Raw genomic sequence first — 15,686 nt, forward strand, 5'->3', positions numbered from 1 at the left:
CAGGAAACAGAATGGAGCTGCTGTCCATATACTTTGGTCAGTGACAGCAACAGCTTGGTCCGATATCGGATGAACCTATGGACAGCGTCGTAGCCGAAGTCCGCCCTGAAGCGGATGGTCGTTTCGAGACCGAGCGGATCACCGCGGCGGTCAATGCACTCGCCGAACAGCATGCCGGCCGCGAGGACCAGTTCCGCGCCGCGATGGCGCAGCTGCTCAAGGCCGAGCTGATCGCGGCGCGCGCCACGGCGCAGGAGCTGCTGCTGAAGGACCGCCACGGCCGGCGCTGCGCCGAACGGCTGTGCTTCGTGCAGGACGAGATCATCCGCATCCTCTACGCGGCGGCGACCCGGCATCTCTACCACTCGCCGATCCCCTCGGGCGCCGAACGCATGGCGGTGGTCGCGACCGGCGGCTATGGCCGCGGGCTGATGGCGCCGGAATCCGACATCGATCTGTTGTTCATCCTGCCCTACAAGCAGACCGCCTGGGGCGAGCAGGTCGCCGAAGCCATTCTGTATTGCCTCTGGGACATGGGGCTGAAGGTCGGCCACGCCACGCGCTCGGTCGATGAATCGATCCGCCAGGCGCGCGGCGACATGACGATCCGCACCGCGATCCTGGAGACCCGCTTCCTGACCGGCGACCAGCCGCTCTATGACGAGCTGGTCGAACGCTTCGACAAGGAAGTGGTGCAGGGCACCGCGGCGGAATTCGTCACCGCCAAGCTCGCCGAGCGCGAGGAGCGGCATCGACGCGCCGGCCAGTCGCGCTATCTGGTCGAGCCCAACGTCAAGGACGGCAAGGGCGGCCTGCGCGACCTGCATACGCTGTTCTGGATCGCCAAATACGTTTACCGCGTGCGCGAGACCGATGAGCTGCTGGAACGCGGCGTGTTCGACGCACAGGAGTACCGCACCTTCCGCCGCTGCGCCGACTTCCTGTGGTCGGTCCGCTGCAATTTGCACTTCTTCGCCGGACGCGCCGAGGAGCGGCTGTCGTTCGACATGCAGCGCGAGATCGCGGTGCGCCTCGGCTACACCTCGCATCCCGGCATGCAGGACGTCGAGCGCTTCATGAAGCACTACTTCCTGATCGCGAAAGACGTCGGCGACCTCACCGCGATCCTGTGCGCCAAGCTCGAGGAGGAGCACAACAAGCCGGCGCCGGTGCTGAGCCGGATGGTGGCGCGGCTGCGGCCCGGCACCAAGCGGCGGCGGGTGGCCGGCAGCGACGACTTCATCGTCGACAACAACCGCATCAACCTCGCCGCGCCCGATGTGTTCAAGCACGATCCGGTCAACCTGATCCGGATCTTCCGCCTCGCGCAGCAGAACAACCTTGCCTTCCATCCCGATGCGATGCGCACGGTGACGCGCTCGCTGAAGCTGATCAACACCCAGCTCCGCGACAACGAGGAAGCCAACCGCCTGTTCATGGAGATCCTGACCTCGAACGATGCGGAGACCGTGCTGCGGCGGATGAACGAGACCGGCGTGCTCGGCCATTTCATCCGCGCCTTCGGCAAGATCGTCTCGATGATGCAGTTCAACATGTACCACCACTATACGGTGGACGAGCATCTGCTCCGCTGCATCGGCTTCCTGCAGGACATCGAGCGCGGCGGCAATGAGGAGTTCACGGTCGCCAGCGACCTGTTCCGCAAGATTCGTCCCGAGCACCGCCCGGTGATCTATATCGCGACCCTGCTGCACGACATCGCCAAGGGCAGGCCTGAGGATCACTCGATCGCCGGCGCCAAGGTGGCGCGGCGGCTCTGCCCGCGGCTCGGCTTCTCGGCAGCCGATACCGAGCTGGTGGCATGGCTGATCGAGGAACATCTGACGATGTCGACGGTGGCGCAATCGCGCGATTTGTCGGACCGCAAGACCATCGAGAATTTCGCCGCCGTGGTGCAGTCGGTCGAGCAGATGAAGCTGCTCACGATCCTGACCACCGCCGACATTCGCGGCGTCGGCCCCGGCGTCTGGAACGGCTGGAAGGCGCAGCTCCTGCGCACGCTGTATTACGAGACCGAGCCGGTGCTGACCGGCGGCTTCTCGGAGGTCAACCGCGCCCAGCGCATCGCGGTGGCGCAGGCCGAGTTCCGCCGCGCCTTCACCGAATGGCCGGAGGTCGAGCTCAACGCCTATATCGGCCGGCACTACCCGGCCTACTGGCTCAAGGTCGAGCTGCAACGCAAGATCCGCCAGGCGCGCTTCATCCGCGCCAGCGAGCAGGCCGGCCACAAGCTGGCGATCAATGTCGGCTTCGACGAGGTCCGTGCCGTCACCGAGCTCACGATTCTGGCGACCGACCATCCCTGGCTGCTGTCGATCATCGCCGGCGCCTGCGCCTCGGCCGGCGCCAACATCGTCGACGCGCAGATCTACACCACGACCGACGGCCGCGCGCTCGACACCATCTCGATCTCGCGCGAATACGACCGCGACGATGACGAGGGCCGCCGCGCGACGCGGATCGGCGAGATGATCGAGCAGGTGCTGGAAGGCAAGCTCAGGTTGCCCGAGGCGGTGGCGAAGCGCGCGGTGCGCAGCAAGGCGCGGCCGTTCATCGTCGAGCCCGAAGTGACCATCAACAACCAGTGGTCCGACCGCTACACCGTGATCGAGGTCTCCGGCCTCGACCGCCCCGGCCTGCTCTACCAGCTGACGACAGCAATCTCGAAGCTCAACCTCAACATCGCCTCGGCGCATGTCGCGACGTTCGGCGAACGCGCCCGCGACGTGTTCTATGTCACCGACCTGCTCGGCGCGCAGATCAGCGCGCCGACCCGGCAGGCCGCGATCAAGAGCGCGCTGCTGCATCTGTTGTCGACCGAGGACCAGGCGGCGAAGCCGGCGGCTTGACGCGTCGCCTCTCTCCACTCGTCATTCCCCGATGCGCAATTGCGCATGGGGAATGACGACGGATGGGACTGCTGCAGGCCCACCTCATTCATGCCGCTCTAGCCGAACAGCCGCATCAGCAGGGCCTTGCCGACCGGCGCTGCGCGGACACTGCGGAAGGCGCGGACATATTCGCCGGCATAGAATGCGCGCACGACATTGATCCGCGTCGCAACCGCGTCCTCGAAACGGACGCCGAAGCCATCGCGGGTGCGGCGGACCACGAGCGCGGCCACGTTCTGTCCGTAGACATTGCACTTAATCGAGGCGCCGATTGCGGGAGGGGCGGGATCGATGAAGCGCGCGCCCGAGATCGAAATGTCGACCATCCGGACCAGCCGCGGCTCCGTACCTTCGTGAATCAGGATCGGCTCGTCACGCTCGAAGCGCTCGGCCTTGCGACGGCGCGGCTGCTCGATGCAAATGAAGCACACGATCGCGAGCACGGCGCAATTATAGAGGCTCCAGGCCAGCGCCAGCCCGCCATAGGCGATGCTGTCGCCGCGCAGATGCAGGATGAATGCGTAAGCGATCGCCAGCAGCGTGATGAGCAAGGCGCTGCCATAGAGCCGCAGCAGCGGCCACTCGATGAAGCGGCGATTGCGGTCGCCGCCCTTGGCCGTCACTTTGAACTTGTGGCCTTGCGGCTTGGCGAGGCCGGTCACGACCGCCTTCAGGACCGCCGGGGCTGCGATGTATTGCGACACGTCGGTCATGATCGCGAGCGAGCGACCGCGCGAGATCCAGGCCATGGTGAAGGCGTGCCAGACATAGAACGGCATGAAGTACTTCAGAAGCTCGAACAGATCGGCATGAACCGCCTTGATGCCGAACAGCAGATAGAGCCACGGCACGACCAGGCCGAAAACCTTGGTGCCATAGACCGCCGCCCAGCTCATGAAAGCGTCGACCAGCGACAGCCGGTCCATGAAGGCGAGCTTCGATTGCCGCGAGAACGGCCCGCTGCGGCCCCTGAAGATCTGCATGAAGCCGAGACACCAGCGCCCGCGCTGCGTGATGTATTCCTTCAATCCCTCCGGCGCGAGGCCGATGGTCAGGCGCTCGTTGAGATAGACCGTGCGCAATCCCCTTTCCTTCAGGCGCAGCGTGACGAGATAATCCTCCGTCACCGAATCGGTCGGAAAGCCGCCGATCTGCATCAGGCCGGAAAAGCGGATCAGCGATGAGGTGCCGCAGCAAAATGCCGTGCCCCAGGCGTCCTTGGCCGGCATCAGGATGTCGAAGAAGAAACGCTGTTCGTCGGGCCAGACGTCGGTTGCGGCGAGATTGGTCTGGATCGGATCCGGATTGATGAAGTGCTGCGGTGTCTGCACGACGCCGACGGTGCCGTCCTGCATCAGGCTCATCGCCCGTGTCAGGAAGTCCGGCATCGGGACAAAATCCGCATCGAGGATCGAGATGAATTCAGGGCGGTCCGGCAGGGCGGATACGTGCCGGAGCGCATGATTGATGTTGCCGGCCTTGGCGTGGCGGTTGTCCGGACGGGTCAGGTAATTGCAGCCGAGCTCCTGGGCGAGCCGGCGCAACCAAGGCCGCCGCCCGTCGTCGAGCACCCAGACGCGATAGTTGGGATAGTTCAGCCCCGTCGCGCCGATGATGGTGCGCTCGAGGATCGCCTTCTCCTCATTGTAGGTGCAGATGAAGACGTCGACGAGCGGCGCATCCGTCGGCGCCTTGGATTGACGCAGGATGGCATTGACCGCGGGCGAGCGGTCGATGGTGCGGCTGAGGAACAGCAGCGACAGGCACACCGCGATCATCGAGGCCGCCTCGGCCGCCACGAAGGGATAGCCGACCACCGCGTCGGCGGTGAGCCCCAACGGCGGCAAGGTCTGGGTCACCCGCCAGACGAAGTAGTGCAACAGCAGCAGGAACGATATGCCGGTCATCATGACGCGCCCCAGCGTCTGCTCGCGCCGGAGCAGCGGCAGGATCGCAAGACAGGCGCCGAAGGCGACCAGCCCGGGCGCGAATGCCGCCATCATGACTTTGCTGCGTCCGCGTTGAACACCACCCGCCCGGTGCGGCCGACCGCGCAATCCTTGCCCGTGGTGTCGAGCTCCGGCATCGAGACCGTCACACGATACGGTTCCTTGTTCAGCGCATCCGGATTGATCGCGAGGTTCGCGGGCGCACCGGACGCGCCGGTAAGGTTGACGATCTCACCCTGGATCGCGGCGCTGCCATCGTTCGGCTCGAAGCTCGCCTGCTCGCCGAGCTTGAGGCGGTTATAGACGCCTTCGGTGACATTGGCGGTAACCACCGCGCCGGTGCAATCGAGCAACTTGAGCAAGGGCTGCCCGGCCCTGACGTCCTCGCCGGGCGACGTCATCATCTCCCAGATGCGCCCGCCGACCGGCGCCTTGATGTCGGCTTCGGCCCGGTTAACGTAGTGCAATTGCTCCGAGGCAATCTCGTGGGTGAGCCAGTCAATCTCCGCATCGGAATGCACCAGATCGGCGCGCAGATCGCTGACGCGCTGGCGCATCTCCTCTTCGCGTTGCACGGAACTCGGCCGGTCATTGTAGCTGTCGCCAAGATAGGTGCCGTTCCTTGCCGCGGTGAGTTCGACCTTGGCGGCGTCGAGCCGGCGCTGCGCGCCTATCTCGGTCTGATGGGCGATCGCCTGCTCGCGCGTCAGCCGGGCCATTTCGACCGTCGAGACACTGCCCGATTTGATCAGCGACGAGGCGCGTTCAACCGCCGCCGTCGCTTCTTCCCGTCGCGCGGCCGCGGCCTCGATCGCGGTCTGGATTTCGGCGATGCGCGCCTCGAGCTGGAGGATGCGGCCGTCGCGGAACTGGGCCGCCTGGCGCGCGAGGTCCTGTTGCGACGTCTCGGCGGCCGCAAGCTTTGCGGCGAGACTCGGGCGCTCATTCTCCATCCGGGACATCTGCCGCCGGAGATCGTCGAGCCGCACCCGATCGCCGCGCGCGTTGACGACATGAAGGATCGTGTCGCCTTCGTGGACCACACTGAGCTGCGTGGAGATCTGCGGCTTCGCACTCACGGTGCCGTCGATCGGCGAGCGCAGGGTTACGATCCTGGCATTGACCACGGCCTCGACGCTCGAGGTCTGCAACACGGCTTTCAGCGGCAGCCATCCGAAGATCGCGACGAGGGCGAGGCCAATGCCGACCTTGAGCAGGCGTCGAACCCACCGGCCCGAGCCTGCAGGCGCTTCGGGATGGGGGGCGCTATCATTGACAGGCTCGCTGACCGGCTCGTCGTCCGCCGGACGCAAGCGGTCCTGCAAGTCGCGCTGCAATCCCCGCGCGCCCGCTTCCTCGTCCTTGATGACGGAAATATCGCCTTCGGGAAGCGGCTTCTGCGGCTGCGCCTGATTCATGATGACCGGCCCCTGAACTGTCAGTGCGCAAACCAACGCACAACTCGGCGGAGCGATACTGTGGCCCGACAGATCCAATAGTCAGGTGCTTCAAAAGCGGCTAAAGCGAACCGGCCATCTTTCGGAAAAACTGCTGCAATTCGCCACGTTCAGGAGCTCGGTGCACCTGCAGGGACTGAGCCCGGAATCCATCAGGGCCGGGGCTAGACGGGGAGTGGATTCCGGGCTCTCACGGAGGCTGTTGTCGGACCCGTTTTGCGCGACCCAGGCGTGAGCAGCCAGCGCGTCGGTCCCGGCAGCCTGCCGGACTTGGATCCAGAGCGGGCTACGACCCTGGATCCGGCACGTTCAATTGCGGCTGCAGCGCCGCGAGGCTTGCCCCCAGCAAGGCCAGGTAGCTCGCCTGACAGAGCACAACGCTCAAATCGAAGACGTCGAGCAGATCGATCCAGGAATTGTCGGCCTGCACGGTCGCTGCTTGCTTGCCGCCGTCGATCACGGAGGGCTGGAAGCTGCGGTTGCGTCTCTGAGTCGTCTCGCGCGCGACGTCGTCGGAGCAAAGGATCAGATGCAGGCGCGTGTTGGGCATTTCAATCTCCTGTCTCTGATTGGCGATTGCTGAACCCCGAAAGGCCTCTACTGTCATCGAGTTACCCAATAAGCGTAGCCGCCGGGAGGAAACCGGCCATTGAACGGAGGTTGATCCGGCCGTTACATTCGGATGGGGACGACATACTTTGGTATAGCCGCAACCTGGGCCTGAGTTCGTCCGGCGATTGCGCCTTCCGCGCGATCTCGCGCCACGCGAGCGGATCGCCTAAATCGCCCCCACGATCCCGTTCGGACGTCGAGAAAGCTGCTAGTATGCAGTTTGTTAGGAGGGCGACGTTGTCGCCGCTGATGGTAGCGGTCACCTAGCGACGCAGCGCGGCCCATAACGGTCAAGTGCTGGTGCTGCCGATGATGCGCATCCCGACCACGAAATCCTGGTCGGCCGAGCAATGGCTGCTCGGCGGCATGGTGCTGGCTTTGGCCGCAACCTGCATTGGGCTGCTGCTTGGTCCGCAGCCTGCAGCTTCCGCCCATCTAATTGCGCTGGCGCTGCTGATCGCCTCGCTTGCGGCCGCATTGCTGATGATGGGCGTGGTGGGGCGCACCCACAGGCAAATGGAAGCGATGTTGCGCGGCCGGGCCAGCGGCGAAGAGCGCGCAATAGAGGCCCTGCGCAACAGCGAAGCGCAATGGAAGGAGGTGTTCGAGCACAATCCGGTCATGTACTTCATGGTCGACGCCACGGGTCTCGTGCTGTCGGTCAACACGTTCGGCGCGGCACAACTCGGCTACACCGTCGACGAATTGCTTGGACAATCCGTGCTGCGGGTTTTTGCCGCCGAAGACCGAGAGATGGTCCAGCGCAACGTCGCGGCGTGCCTCGACAACATCGGCCAAACCCACAATTGGGAAATCCGGAAGATCCGCAAGGACGGCTCAAGACTTTGGGTTCGTGAAAATGCCAAGGCCGTGCGGCGGCAGGACGACCGATTGATCGTGCTGATCGCATGCGAGGATATCACCGAGCGCAAACAGGCCGAAAACGCGCTGCAGCAGAGCGAAATGTACCTGAGCGAAGCCCAGCGATTGAGCCACACCGGCAGCTTTGGCTGGCACGTCGCCAGCGGTGAGGTGATCTGGTCGGAAGAGACGTTCAGGATCTTCGGATTCGACAGGGCTCCTTCCATCAAGCATGCCACGGTCCTTCAACGCATCCATCCGGATGATCGCGCCCGCGTGCAACGGACCGTCGACAGCGCCTCGCTCGACGGCAAGGACTTCGAGCACGGCTACCGATTGCTGATGCCGGACGGCGCGATCAAATATGTTCACGCCAGGGCGCATGCGGTGACCACCCCCTCGGGCGACACCGAATTCATCGGAGCGGTCTCCGACGTGACCGCCCGCAAGCGCGCCGAGGCGGAGTTGCACGAAGCGCAGACCAACCTCGCGCACGTGACGCGCGTGACGGCACTCGGCGAGCTCGCCGCATCGATCGCCCATGAAGTGAACCAGCCGCTTGCCGCCGTGGTCGCCAACGCCGCGGCATGCCTGCGCTGGCTCAACCGGGCGGCTCCCGATCTGAATGAAGCGCGCGGGGCGGTCAGGTCGATCATCAGCGACGGCAACCGGGCCGGCGAGGTCATCCAGCGCGTCCGCGCCCTGATGAACAAGACGACCGGTCAGATGGCGCCGCTCGACATCAATGAAGCCATCAACGAGGTGATCGGCCTGGTGCAGCATGAACTGCAGAGCCACCTTGTATCCCTGCAGCTCGACCTCGCTCCCGCGCTCCCGCCTGTCGTCGCCGACCGCGTCCAGCTGCAGCAAGTCATCCTCAACCTTGTCGTCAACGGCATCGAGGCGATGCAGCCGGTCACGGACAGGCCACGGGAGCTCGTGATCCGGACCCGCCATGACGATGCCGGGCAGATCCTGGTCACGGTCACCGACTGTGGTGTCGGGGTTGCGACAGAGAATGCCGAACGGCTGTTTGACGCCTTCTACACCACCAAAGCCAGCGGCATGGGAATGGGGTTGTCGATCTGCCGCTCGATCGTCGAAGCCCACCGAGGGCGCCTGTCCATGTCCAGAAATATCGGCCCCGGCACGACGTTCCAGTTCACCCTGCCGCTGCGTCAGGAGGATCATGCATGGTGATTGGACGCGCGGCATCGCCTCCCGCCCTCGCGAACGCCGAGGATCCGATCGTCTTCGTCGTCGACGATGATGTGTCGGTGCGCGACGCATTGAGCAATCTCTTCCGGTCGGTCGGCCTGCGGACCGCGGCGTTCGGGTCGGCCCATGAATTTCTGCAGCACAAGCTCCCCGATGTTCCAAGCTGCCTGATCCTGGACATCAGGCTGCCCCGGCTGAGCGGCCTCGACTTCCAGGCGGAGCTGGCCAAGGCCGACATTCATATTCCGATCATCTTCATGACCGGCCATGGCGATATCCCGATGACGGTCAGGGCCATGAAGGCCGGAGCCGTCGACTTCCTGACCAAGCCGTTCCGCGATCAGGACATGCTGGATGCCGTCACGACTGCGATCGAACGCGACAGAACTCGCCGCAATGAGGCCAGGGCGCTCGCGAACCTGCGTGCAGCCTTCGCGACCCTGACCCCTCGTGAGCGCCAGATCATGAGCCTCGTCACCGCGGGGCTCATGAACAAGCAGGTCGCCGCCGAAATCGGCGTAGCCGAGATCACAGTCAAGATACACCGCGGGCACATTATGCGGAAAATGGCGGCGAAATCGTTGCCTGATCTGGTCAGGATGGCGCAGATCCTCGGGTTCAAGCAGGCATCCGGCGGCGCGCAAACCTAAGTATGATTCTCCGGCCGCGGCCGACGACGCACTGTGGCTCCGTGATCGCAGACACCAGAGGCCCCTCTGGCCGTTCCAGGAAAAGCCTTCTTGTCCAGCCCGGTGATATCAATCGTCGACGATGACATGTCGGTCCGCACCGCGACCGACAATCTGGTCAGGTCGCTTGGCTACGCGGTCCAGACCTATGCGTCGGCCGAAGAATTCCTGCATTCGCCGCAACTGAACGACACATCCTGCGTGATAGCCGATGTCAGGATGCCGGCCATGAGCGGGCTCGACCTGCAGGCGCGCCTGATTGCTGACGGCCGGCGCCTTCCGTTCATTTTCATCACGGCCTTCTCCGTCGAAGCCGATCGGGCCCGAGCCATGCAGGCGGGAGCGATCTGCTTTCTGATCAAGCCGTTTGACGGAGATACGCTGGTCAAATGCCTCGATGTCGCTCTGGCACAGCGCGGCACAACGACGAGCGGGTGAGTTCGAATCGGGTATACGCAAGGATGATACCGAGAAACATCTGGACAAGTTGCACATCGACGGTGGCAGCGCGAGATTTCGCGGCGCCGTCCCTCAAGAAGATCGATGGCAACGACAGCATCAGACATTCTTGATTGGCAAATGGCAGTTCCTCGGAGGGAAGTCGCCAATGCGTACGGAACCGCGCTGCGCCCAGTGTGACAGTGAAGATGCCAAGATCATCTGCTTGCGAAATCCAGCGGGTGAACGCTACTGCGGACGGCTCTGTCTTCACAAGGGTCAGGAGAACTTCATTCGCTGGCTTTGGCGAGCGAATGCGGAGGCAGCTTCATGACAGGCCGCTGCGGGAATCCAGGATGCCGGCGGCCCTTCGGACTGATCCGGCACAGCTGGTACTTCGAGCAGTTCTGCTCGACGAAGTGCCGCGAGATCTACAAGCGGCAGCTCGAGCGCAACAAGGTCTATTGGAAGTGGCTCTATCCTCTCCGAGAACCGGCGGCCCATCGAAAAGCTGATCTGACGGCGAAGGCCAGATTTTTATTTTGACGTGTTTTCTTCACCCGAACCGGCGGCCACTTCGCTCGAAAACGCTCAAGGGAGCTCCGATGACGACGGTCGATGCGATGCTGGTAGGAGCGATCCTCGCGTGGGTGCCTTCGCTCGTTGTATTCCTCTACATCGTGCGCGATCTGCGAAACATGCCGCGCGAGGATCTCGATTGATCGTCTCACGGCGGCCCGGTTCGGCCGCTATATCTCCACGCCCTCGTGCCGCAGCAGCCAGCGCTTGCGCTCCAGTCCGCCGCCATATTTGACCAGCGAGCCGTTGGCGCCGATCAGGCGGTGGCAGGGCACGACGACGCTGATCGGGTTGGAGCCGTTGGCGTGGCCGACCGCGCGCATCGCATTCGGCACTTTCAGTTTCGCCGCCAGCGCGCCGTAGCTCATGGTGGTACCCGGCGGAATCTTCGGCAACGCGTGCCAGACCTTCTGCTGGAACGGCGTGCCGGCAACGCGCCATTCGACATCGGCGAGCCGATCGAGATCGCCGTTGAAGTAACCGCCGAGCGCCTTGCGCATCGCAGCCGGCGCGCGGCCGTCCCGCAGCGTCACGGCGCCATAGTGCAGCCGCAGCAGGTCGAGCATGCGCCCTTCATAGTCGTCCCAGTCGAGCGCGCGCAGCACGCCGTCGTCATCGGTCACCAGCAGCGCGGTGCCGATCGGCGTCTTGAGGCGGTCGAGGTTGAAGGTCTGTGCGGTCTTGCGGTCGGCCATATCAGTCACTCTGGAACGTCATTGCGCTCGAAACAGGTCGCTCAGCATACAATTCACCGTGCGCGTGCTAGCGTCCACCCGAATTCCGGTTAGAGCGTTTTCGAGCGAAGTGGGACACCGGTTCGCGTGAAGAAAACACGTCAAAATAGGAATCTTGAGCTTCGGTTCTGATTCAATCAGAACCGAAGCTCTGGGGGGACCGCAATATGCTTTTGCTTGCCAATGTCCTGGTCGCGGTGGTGGCCGCGCTGCACGTCTATTTCCTTGTGCTCGAGATGTTCCTGTGGACCAAGCCGCTCGGGCTGAAGACCTTCCGCAACTCGATCGAGAAGGCGACCGACTCGGCGGTGCTTGCCGCCAATCAGGGGCTCTATAATGGCTTCCTCGCCGCCGGACTGATCTGGGGCCTGGTGCACGGCAATGCCGCCTTCGCATTGCAGATCAAGACATTCTTCCTGCTCTGCGTGATCGTCGCCGGCGCCTATGGCGCTGCCACCGTCAGCCGGCGCATCCTTTATGTGCAGGCGGCGCCCGCGGCGCTCGCGCTGATCCTGCTCTGGCTCGCCTGACGACGGCTCTGCTTCACCTCGCCCCGCTTGCGGGGAGAGGCATAGGCCGCCTATGGCGGCCGTCCTCTAGAACGCCGAAGCGGAGCTTCGGCTATGTCGCATGCAGCGTAGCGGAATGCGATCCGGGTGAGGGGGTACAGGTGCGTCTGCTAGCACCGCAGGCGGAGAGAGCCCCTCACCCCAACCCTCTCCCCGTAAGAACGGGGAGAGGGAGAAGATCTTGTGCGCTGACGCGACATCGCGCGCAGGGTCCATCGTCTTGCAATGCCCCCGCCCTTCCTCCATCATCCCTGATAACGGTGACATCCGCGGGTTTGAGCCTTGCGGACAAGATCACCGGCAACATGGGAGGTCACGGACATGAGGAGCGTGCAATTGCTCGCTGCGACAGCGCTTGCCATCGCGTTGTCGGTTACATCGGCCACCGCGCAGAAGAAATACGACGTCGGCGCGACCGACTCCGAGATCAAGATCGGCCAGACCGTGCCGTTCTCGGGCCCCGCATCCGCCTATGCCGGCATCGGCAAGACCCAGGCGGCCTACCTCAAGATGATCAACGAGCAGGGCGGCATCAACGGCCGCAAGCTGAACCTGATCCAGTATGACGACGCCTATTCGCCGCCGAAGGCGGTCGAGCAGGTGCGCAAGCTGGTCGAGGGCGACGAGGTGCTGTTCACCTTCCAGATCATCGGCACGCCCTCAAATGCCGCCGTGCAGAAATATCTGAATGCCAGGAAGGTGCCGCAGCTGCTGGCCTCCACCGGCGCGTCGCGCTTCTCCGATCCGCAGAACGCGCCGTGGACGATCGCCTTCAACCCGAACTACCAGTCCGAGGGACGCATCTACGCCAAATACATCCTGGCCAATCACCCGAACGCCAAGATCGGCATCTTCTACCAGAACGACGATCTCGGCCGCGACTACATCACCGGCCTGAAGAGCGGGCTCGGCGACAAGGCCGCGAGCATGATCGTCGCCGAGGTGTCCTACGAGCTGACCGACCCGACCGTCGATTCCCAGATCGTCAAGCTGAAGGCCGCCGGCGTCGACCTGCTCTATAACGCGTCGACGCCGAAATTCGCCGCTCAGGCGATCCGCAAGGTCGCGGACCTTGACTGGCACCCGGTGCACATCCTCGACATCAATGCGAGCCCGGTGTCGGCGACGCTGAAGCCGGCCGGCCTCGACATCTCGAAGGGCATCATCTCGACCAATTACGGCAAGGACCCCGCCGATCCGCAGTGGAAGGACGATCCCGGCGTGAAGGCCTATTTCGCCTTCATGGACAAGTATTATCCGGAGGGCGACAAGCTCAACACCGTCAACACCTACGGCTATTCGACGGCCGAGCTCCTTATCCAAGTCCTCAAGCAGTGCGGCGACGACCTCACCCGCGAGAACCTGATGAAGCAGGTGACCAGCCTGAAGAAGTTCGTGCCGAGCCTCGCGCTGCCCGGCATGTCGATCACAACGGGACCGAACGACTATCGCATCAACAAGCAGATGCAGATGATGAAGTTCAACGGCGAACGCTGGGAGCTGTTCGGCCCGATCATCGAGGACACCGGACCGGCGGGTTAGGCAGCCATCTCCGGCCACGAAAGCCGGCGCAGCGCATCCGCGCTGCGCCGTTTCTTTTTGCGCCGCCCCCTACTTTGGTTGACTGAAATTGCTCGCCTTTTCGGCATCCGTCGTCTTGCATCGAGCAACGGTTCCTCCAGTATCCCGGCCCAGCGATGGCGACCGCGGGACCTTGAACCCGCGGACAAGATCATCGGCCAACCATCAGTCACGTGAGGAAAACAGCATTATGAGGAATGGGATTTTCCACCTGGTCGCGGGAACGGCGCTCGCGATCGCGCTGTCTGCAACGTCGGCCTCCGCGCAAAAGAAGTACGATCCCGGCGCGAGCGACACCGAGATCAAGATCGGCCAGACCGTCCCCTTCTCCGGACCGGCTTCCGCCTATGCCTCGATCGGCAAGACCCAGGCGGCCTATTTCAAGATGATCAACGATCAGGGCGGCATCAACGGCCGCAAGATCAACCTGATCCAGTATGACGACGCCTATTCGCCGCCGAAGGCCGTCGAGCAGGTGCGCAAGCTCGTCGAGAGCGACGAGGTGCTCTTGACCTTCCAGATCGTCGGCACGCCGTCGAACGCCGCCGTGCAGAAGTATCTCAACGCCAAGAAGGTGCCGCAGCTGTTCGCCGCCACCGGCGCCTCGAAGTTCACCGATCCGAAGAACTTCCCGTGGACGCTTGGCTTCAATCCGAACTACTTCGTCGAAGGCCGCATCTACGGCCAGTACATCCTGAAGGAGCATCCGAACGCCAAGATCGGCGTGCTCTATCAGAACGACGACCTCGGCAAGGATTATCTGAACGGCATCAAGGCCGGCCTCGGCGACAAGGCCGCCAAGATGATCGTGGCCGAAGCCTCCTATGAGGTCTCCGACCCGACCATCGATTCCCAGGTGATCAAGATCAAGGATGCCGGCGTCGACCTGTTCTTCTCGGCCTCGACGCCGAAGCAGGCCGCGCAGGCGATCAAGAAGATTGCCGAGCTCGGCTGGCATCCGGTCCACATCGTCGACATCAACGCCACCTCGGTCGGCGCCGTGCTGCAGCCGGCGGGCCTCGAGGCCTCCAAGGGCCTGATCTCGACCAACTACGGCAAGGATCCGGCCGATCCGCAGTGGAAGGACGATCCGGGCATGAAGCGCTATTTCGACTTCATGGCCAAGTACTATCCCGACGGCGACAAGAACTCGAACTTTAACACCTACGGCTACTCCACCGCCCAGCTGATGGTGCATGTGCTGAAGCAGTGCGGCGACGAGCTGACGCGCGAGAACGTGTTGAAGCAGGCGACTAACCTGAAGAACGTCGACCTCGACATGGCGCTGCCCGGCATCAAGGGCAACACCACACCGAACGACTATCGCGTCAACAAGCAGCTGCAGATGATGAAGTTCAACGGCGAGCGCTGGGAGCTGTTCGGCCCGATCCTCGAGGACGCCGGCCCGGCGGGCTAGCGGTTCGCGCAGAGTTGAGATGCAATCGGCGGCCCGCAGGCCGCCGATTTTGCTTTTGGGGCTTCCACACCATCTATCCCCGTCACCCTGAGGAGCCGCGAAGCGGCGTCTCGAAGGGTCGACGGCCACCAGCCGGGCCGTGCATGCTTCGAGGCTCGCTCCGCTCGCACCTCAGCATGACGGGATAGAAATCTCGCTTCGTACCCTACTCCGGAATCTCGCCAAAATTCTTCCCGACCGGCAGCACGGCGTGTCGGATCAACCGCGAATCCTCGACACCGGCCTGGCGATGCTTCACCGCCTCGCGATAGACGGGATCGCGGATCATTTCCACGAAGGCGGCGACGCTTGGATACTCGGCGATGAAGCAGTGATCCCAGCGCTCCTCTTGCGGACCGATCAGCATCAGCTCGAAGCGGCCCTGCCAGACGATGCGGCCGCCGAGCCGTTCGAACACCGGCCCGCTCTCGCGGCCGTAGGCGGCATAGGCCTCCGCGCCGGTCGCCTTGCGGCCGTCGGGATAGGCGGCCCACTCACGCAGGCGCACCAGGTTGAGCATGTGGATCGGGCCCGGCCGGTTGTTGTCCCGGAATTGCGCAAACACGTCTTTCGTCGGGTCGATATGGCCCATGCGATGCTCCTTTGTTTTATTGTTCCACCGTTATGTAGC

Annotated in this window: 13 protein-coding genes; 8 read left to right on the forward strand and 5 right to left on the reverse strand. The window is 63.6% G+C overall.

What is annotated here, in order from left to right:
- The first annotated feature begins 77 nt into the window (after positions 1-77).
- Positions 78-2,870 (forward strand): [protein-PII] uridylyltransferase, encoded by a 2,793-nt coding sequence (locus tag ACVIGB_RS30010; RefSeq protein ID WP_456749247.1) that lies wholly within the window; start codon positions 78-80, stop codon positions 2,868-2,870.
- Positions 2,871-2,968: 98 nt separating this feature from the next.
- Here the strand turns inward: ACVIGB_RS30010 and ACVIGB_RS30015 are convergent, their stop codons facing one another.
- From ACVIGB_RS30015 to ACVIGB_RS30025, 3 genes are all read right to left on the reverse strand, one after another.
- Positions 2,969-4,915 carry a glycosyltransferase gene (locus tag ACVIGB_RS30015; RefSeq protein WP_456719942.1) on the reverse strand — a complete coding sequence of 649 codons (1,947 nt, stop codon included), beginning with the start codon at positions 4,913-4,915 and terminating at the stop codon, positions 2,969-2,971.
- The gene (locus ACVIGB_RS30020) at positions 4,912-6,279 is read right to left on the reverse strand and encodes an HlyD family secretion protein (RefSeq protein ID WP_456719941.1); all 1,368 of its coding nucleotides are present in this window, start codon (positions 6,277-6,279) and stop codon (positions 4,912-4,914) included. Before ACVIGB_RS30020 ends, ACVIGB_RS30015 begins: the two co-directional genes overlap by 4 nt.
- Positions 6,280-6,604: 325 nt before the next feature.
- The gene (locus tag ACVIGB_RS30025; protein WP_456719940.1) at positions 6,605-6,868 is read right to left on the reverse strand and encodes a hypothetical protein; all 264 of its coding nucleotides are present in this window, start codon (positions 6,866-6,868) and stop codon (positions 6,605-6,607) included.
- Between the two features lie 371 nt (positions 6,869-7,239).
- Between ACVIGB_RS30025 and ACVIGB_RS30030 the strand changes: the two genes are divergently transcribed.
- The 4 genes from ACVIGB_RS30030 to ACVIGB_RS30045 all read left to right on the forward strand — a co-directional run bounded on the left by ACVIGB_RS30030 (position 7,240) and on the right by ACVIGB_RS30045 (position 10,682).
- Positions 7,240-8,991, forward strand: a complete 1,752-nt coding sequence (locus tag ACVIGB_RS30030; RefSeq protein WP_456719939.1) for a PAS domain-containing sensor histidine kinase — start codon at positions 7,240-7,242, stop codon at positions 8,989-8,991.
- Complete coding sequence (locus tag ACVIGB_RS30035; protein ID WP_092120332.1) at positions 8,985-9,659, forward strand: response regulator transcription factor; 675 nt, start codon at positions 8,985-8,987, stop codon at positions 9,657-9,659. The genes ACVIGB_RS30030 and ACVIGB_RS30035 overlap by 7 nt, the downstream gene beginning before the upstream one ends.
- Before the next feature lie 90 nt (positions 9,660-9,749).
- Positions 9,750-10,136: a response regulator transcription factor gene (locus ACVIGB_RS30040; protein WP_456719938.1), complete on the forward strand. Its 387-nt coding sequence runs from the start codon at positions 9,750-9,752 to the stop codon at positions 10,134-10,136.
- Positions 10,137-10,466: 330 nt separating this feature from the next.
- On the forward strand, positions 10,467-10,682 hold the full coding sequence (locus ACVIGB_RS30045) for a hypothetical protein (RefSeq protein WP_456719937.1): 216 nt from the start codon (positions 10,467-10,469) through the stop codon (positions 10,680-10,682).
- A gap of 203 nt (positions 10,683-10,885) precedes the next feature.
- Here the strand turns inward: ACVIGB_RS30045 and ACVIGB_RS30050 are convergent, their stop codons facing one another.
- A complete protein-coding gene (locus ACVIGB_RS30050; protein ID WP_456725044.1) occupies positions 10,886-11,410 on the reverse strand; it encodes a methylated-DNA--[protein]-cysteine S-methyltransferase in 525 nt (174 codons plus the stop codon).
- A gap of 206 nt (positions 11,411-11,616) precedes the next feature.
- On the opposite strand from ACVIGB_RS30050, the gene ACVIGB_RS30055 reads away from it, so the two are divergent.
- The 3 genes from ACVIGB_RS30055 to ACVIGB_RS30065 all read left to right on the forward strand — a co-directional run bounded on the left by ACVIGB_RS30055 (position 11,617) and on the right by ACVIGB_RS30065 (position 15,016).
- A complete protein-coding gene (locus ACVIGB_RS30055; RefSeq protein WP_456719936.1) occupies positions 11,617-11,979 on the forward strand; it encodes a DUF1304 domain-containing protein in 363 nt (120 codons plus the stop codon).
- A gap of 360 nt (positions 11,980-12,339) precedes the next feature.
- A complete protein-coding gene (locus tag ACVIGB_RS30060) occupies positions 12,340-13,560 on the forward strand; it encodes an ABC transporter substrate-binding protein (protein WP_456719935.1) in 1,221 nt (406 codons plus the stop codon).
- Between the two features lie 229 nt (positions 13,561-13,789).
- Positions 13,790-15,016 (forward strand): ABC transporter substrate-binding protein, encoded by a 1,227-nt coding sequence (locus tag ACVIGB_RS30065; RefSeq protein ID WP_456719934.1) that lies wholly within the window; start codon positions 13,790-13,792, stop codon positions 15,014-15,016.
- Between the two features lie 205 nt (positions 15,017-15,221).
- Here the strand turns inward: ACVIGB_RS30065 and ACVIGB_RS30070 are convergent, their stop codons facing one another.
- A complete protein-coding gene (locus tag ACVIGB_RS30070) occupies positions 15,222-15,647 on the reverse strand; it encodes a DUF1330 domain-containing protein (RefSeq protein ID WP_212312075.1) in 426 nt (141 codons plus the stop codon).
- Positions 15,648-15,686 lie beyond the last annotated feature (39 nt).

This window comes from Bradyrhizobium sp. USDA 4341 (genome assembly GCF_054063755.1).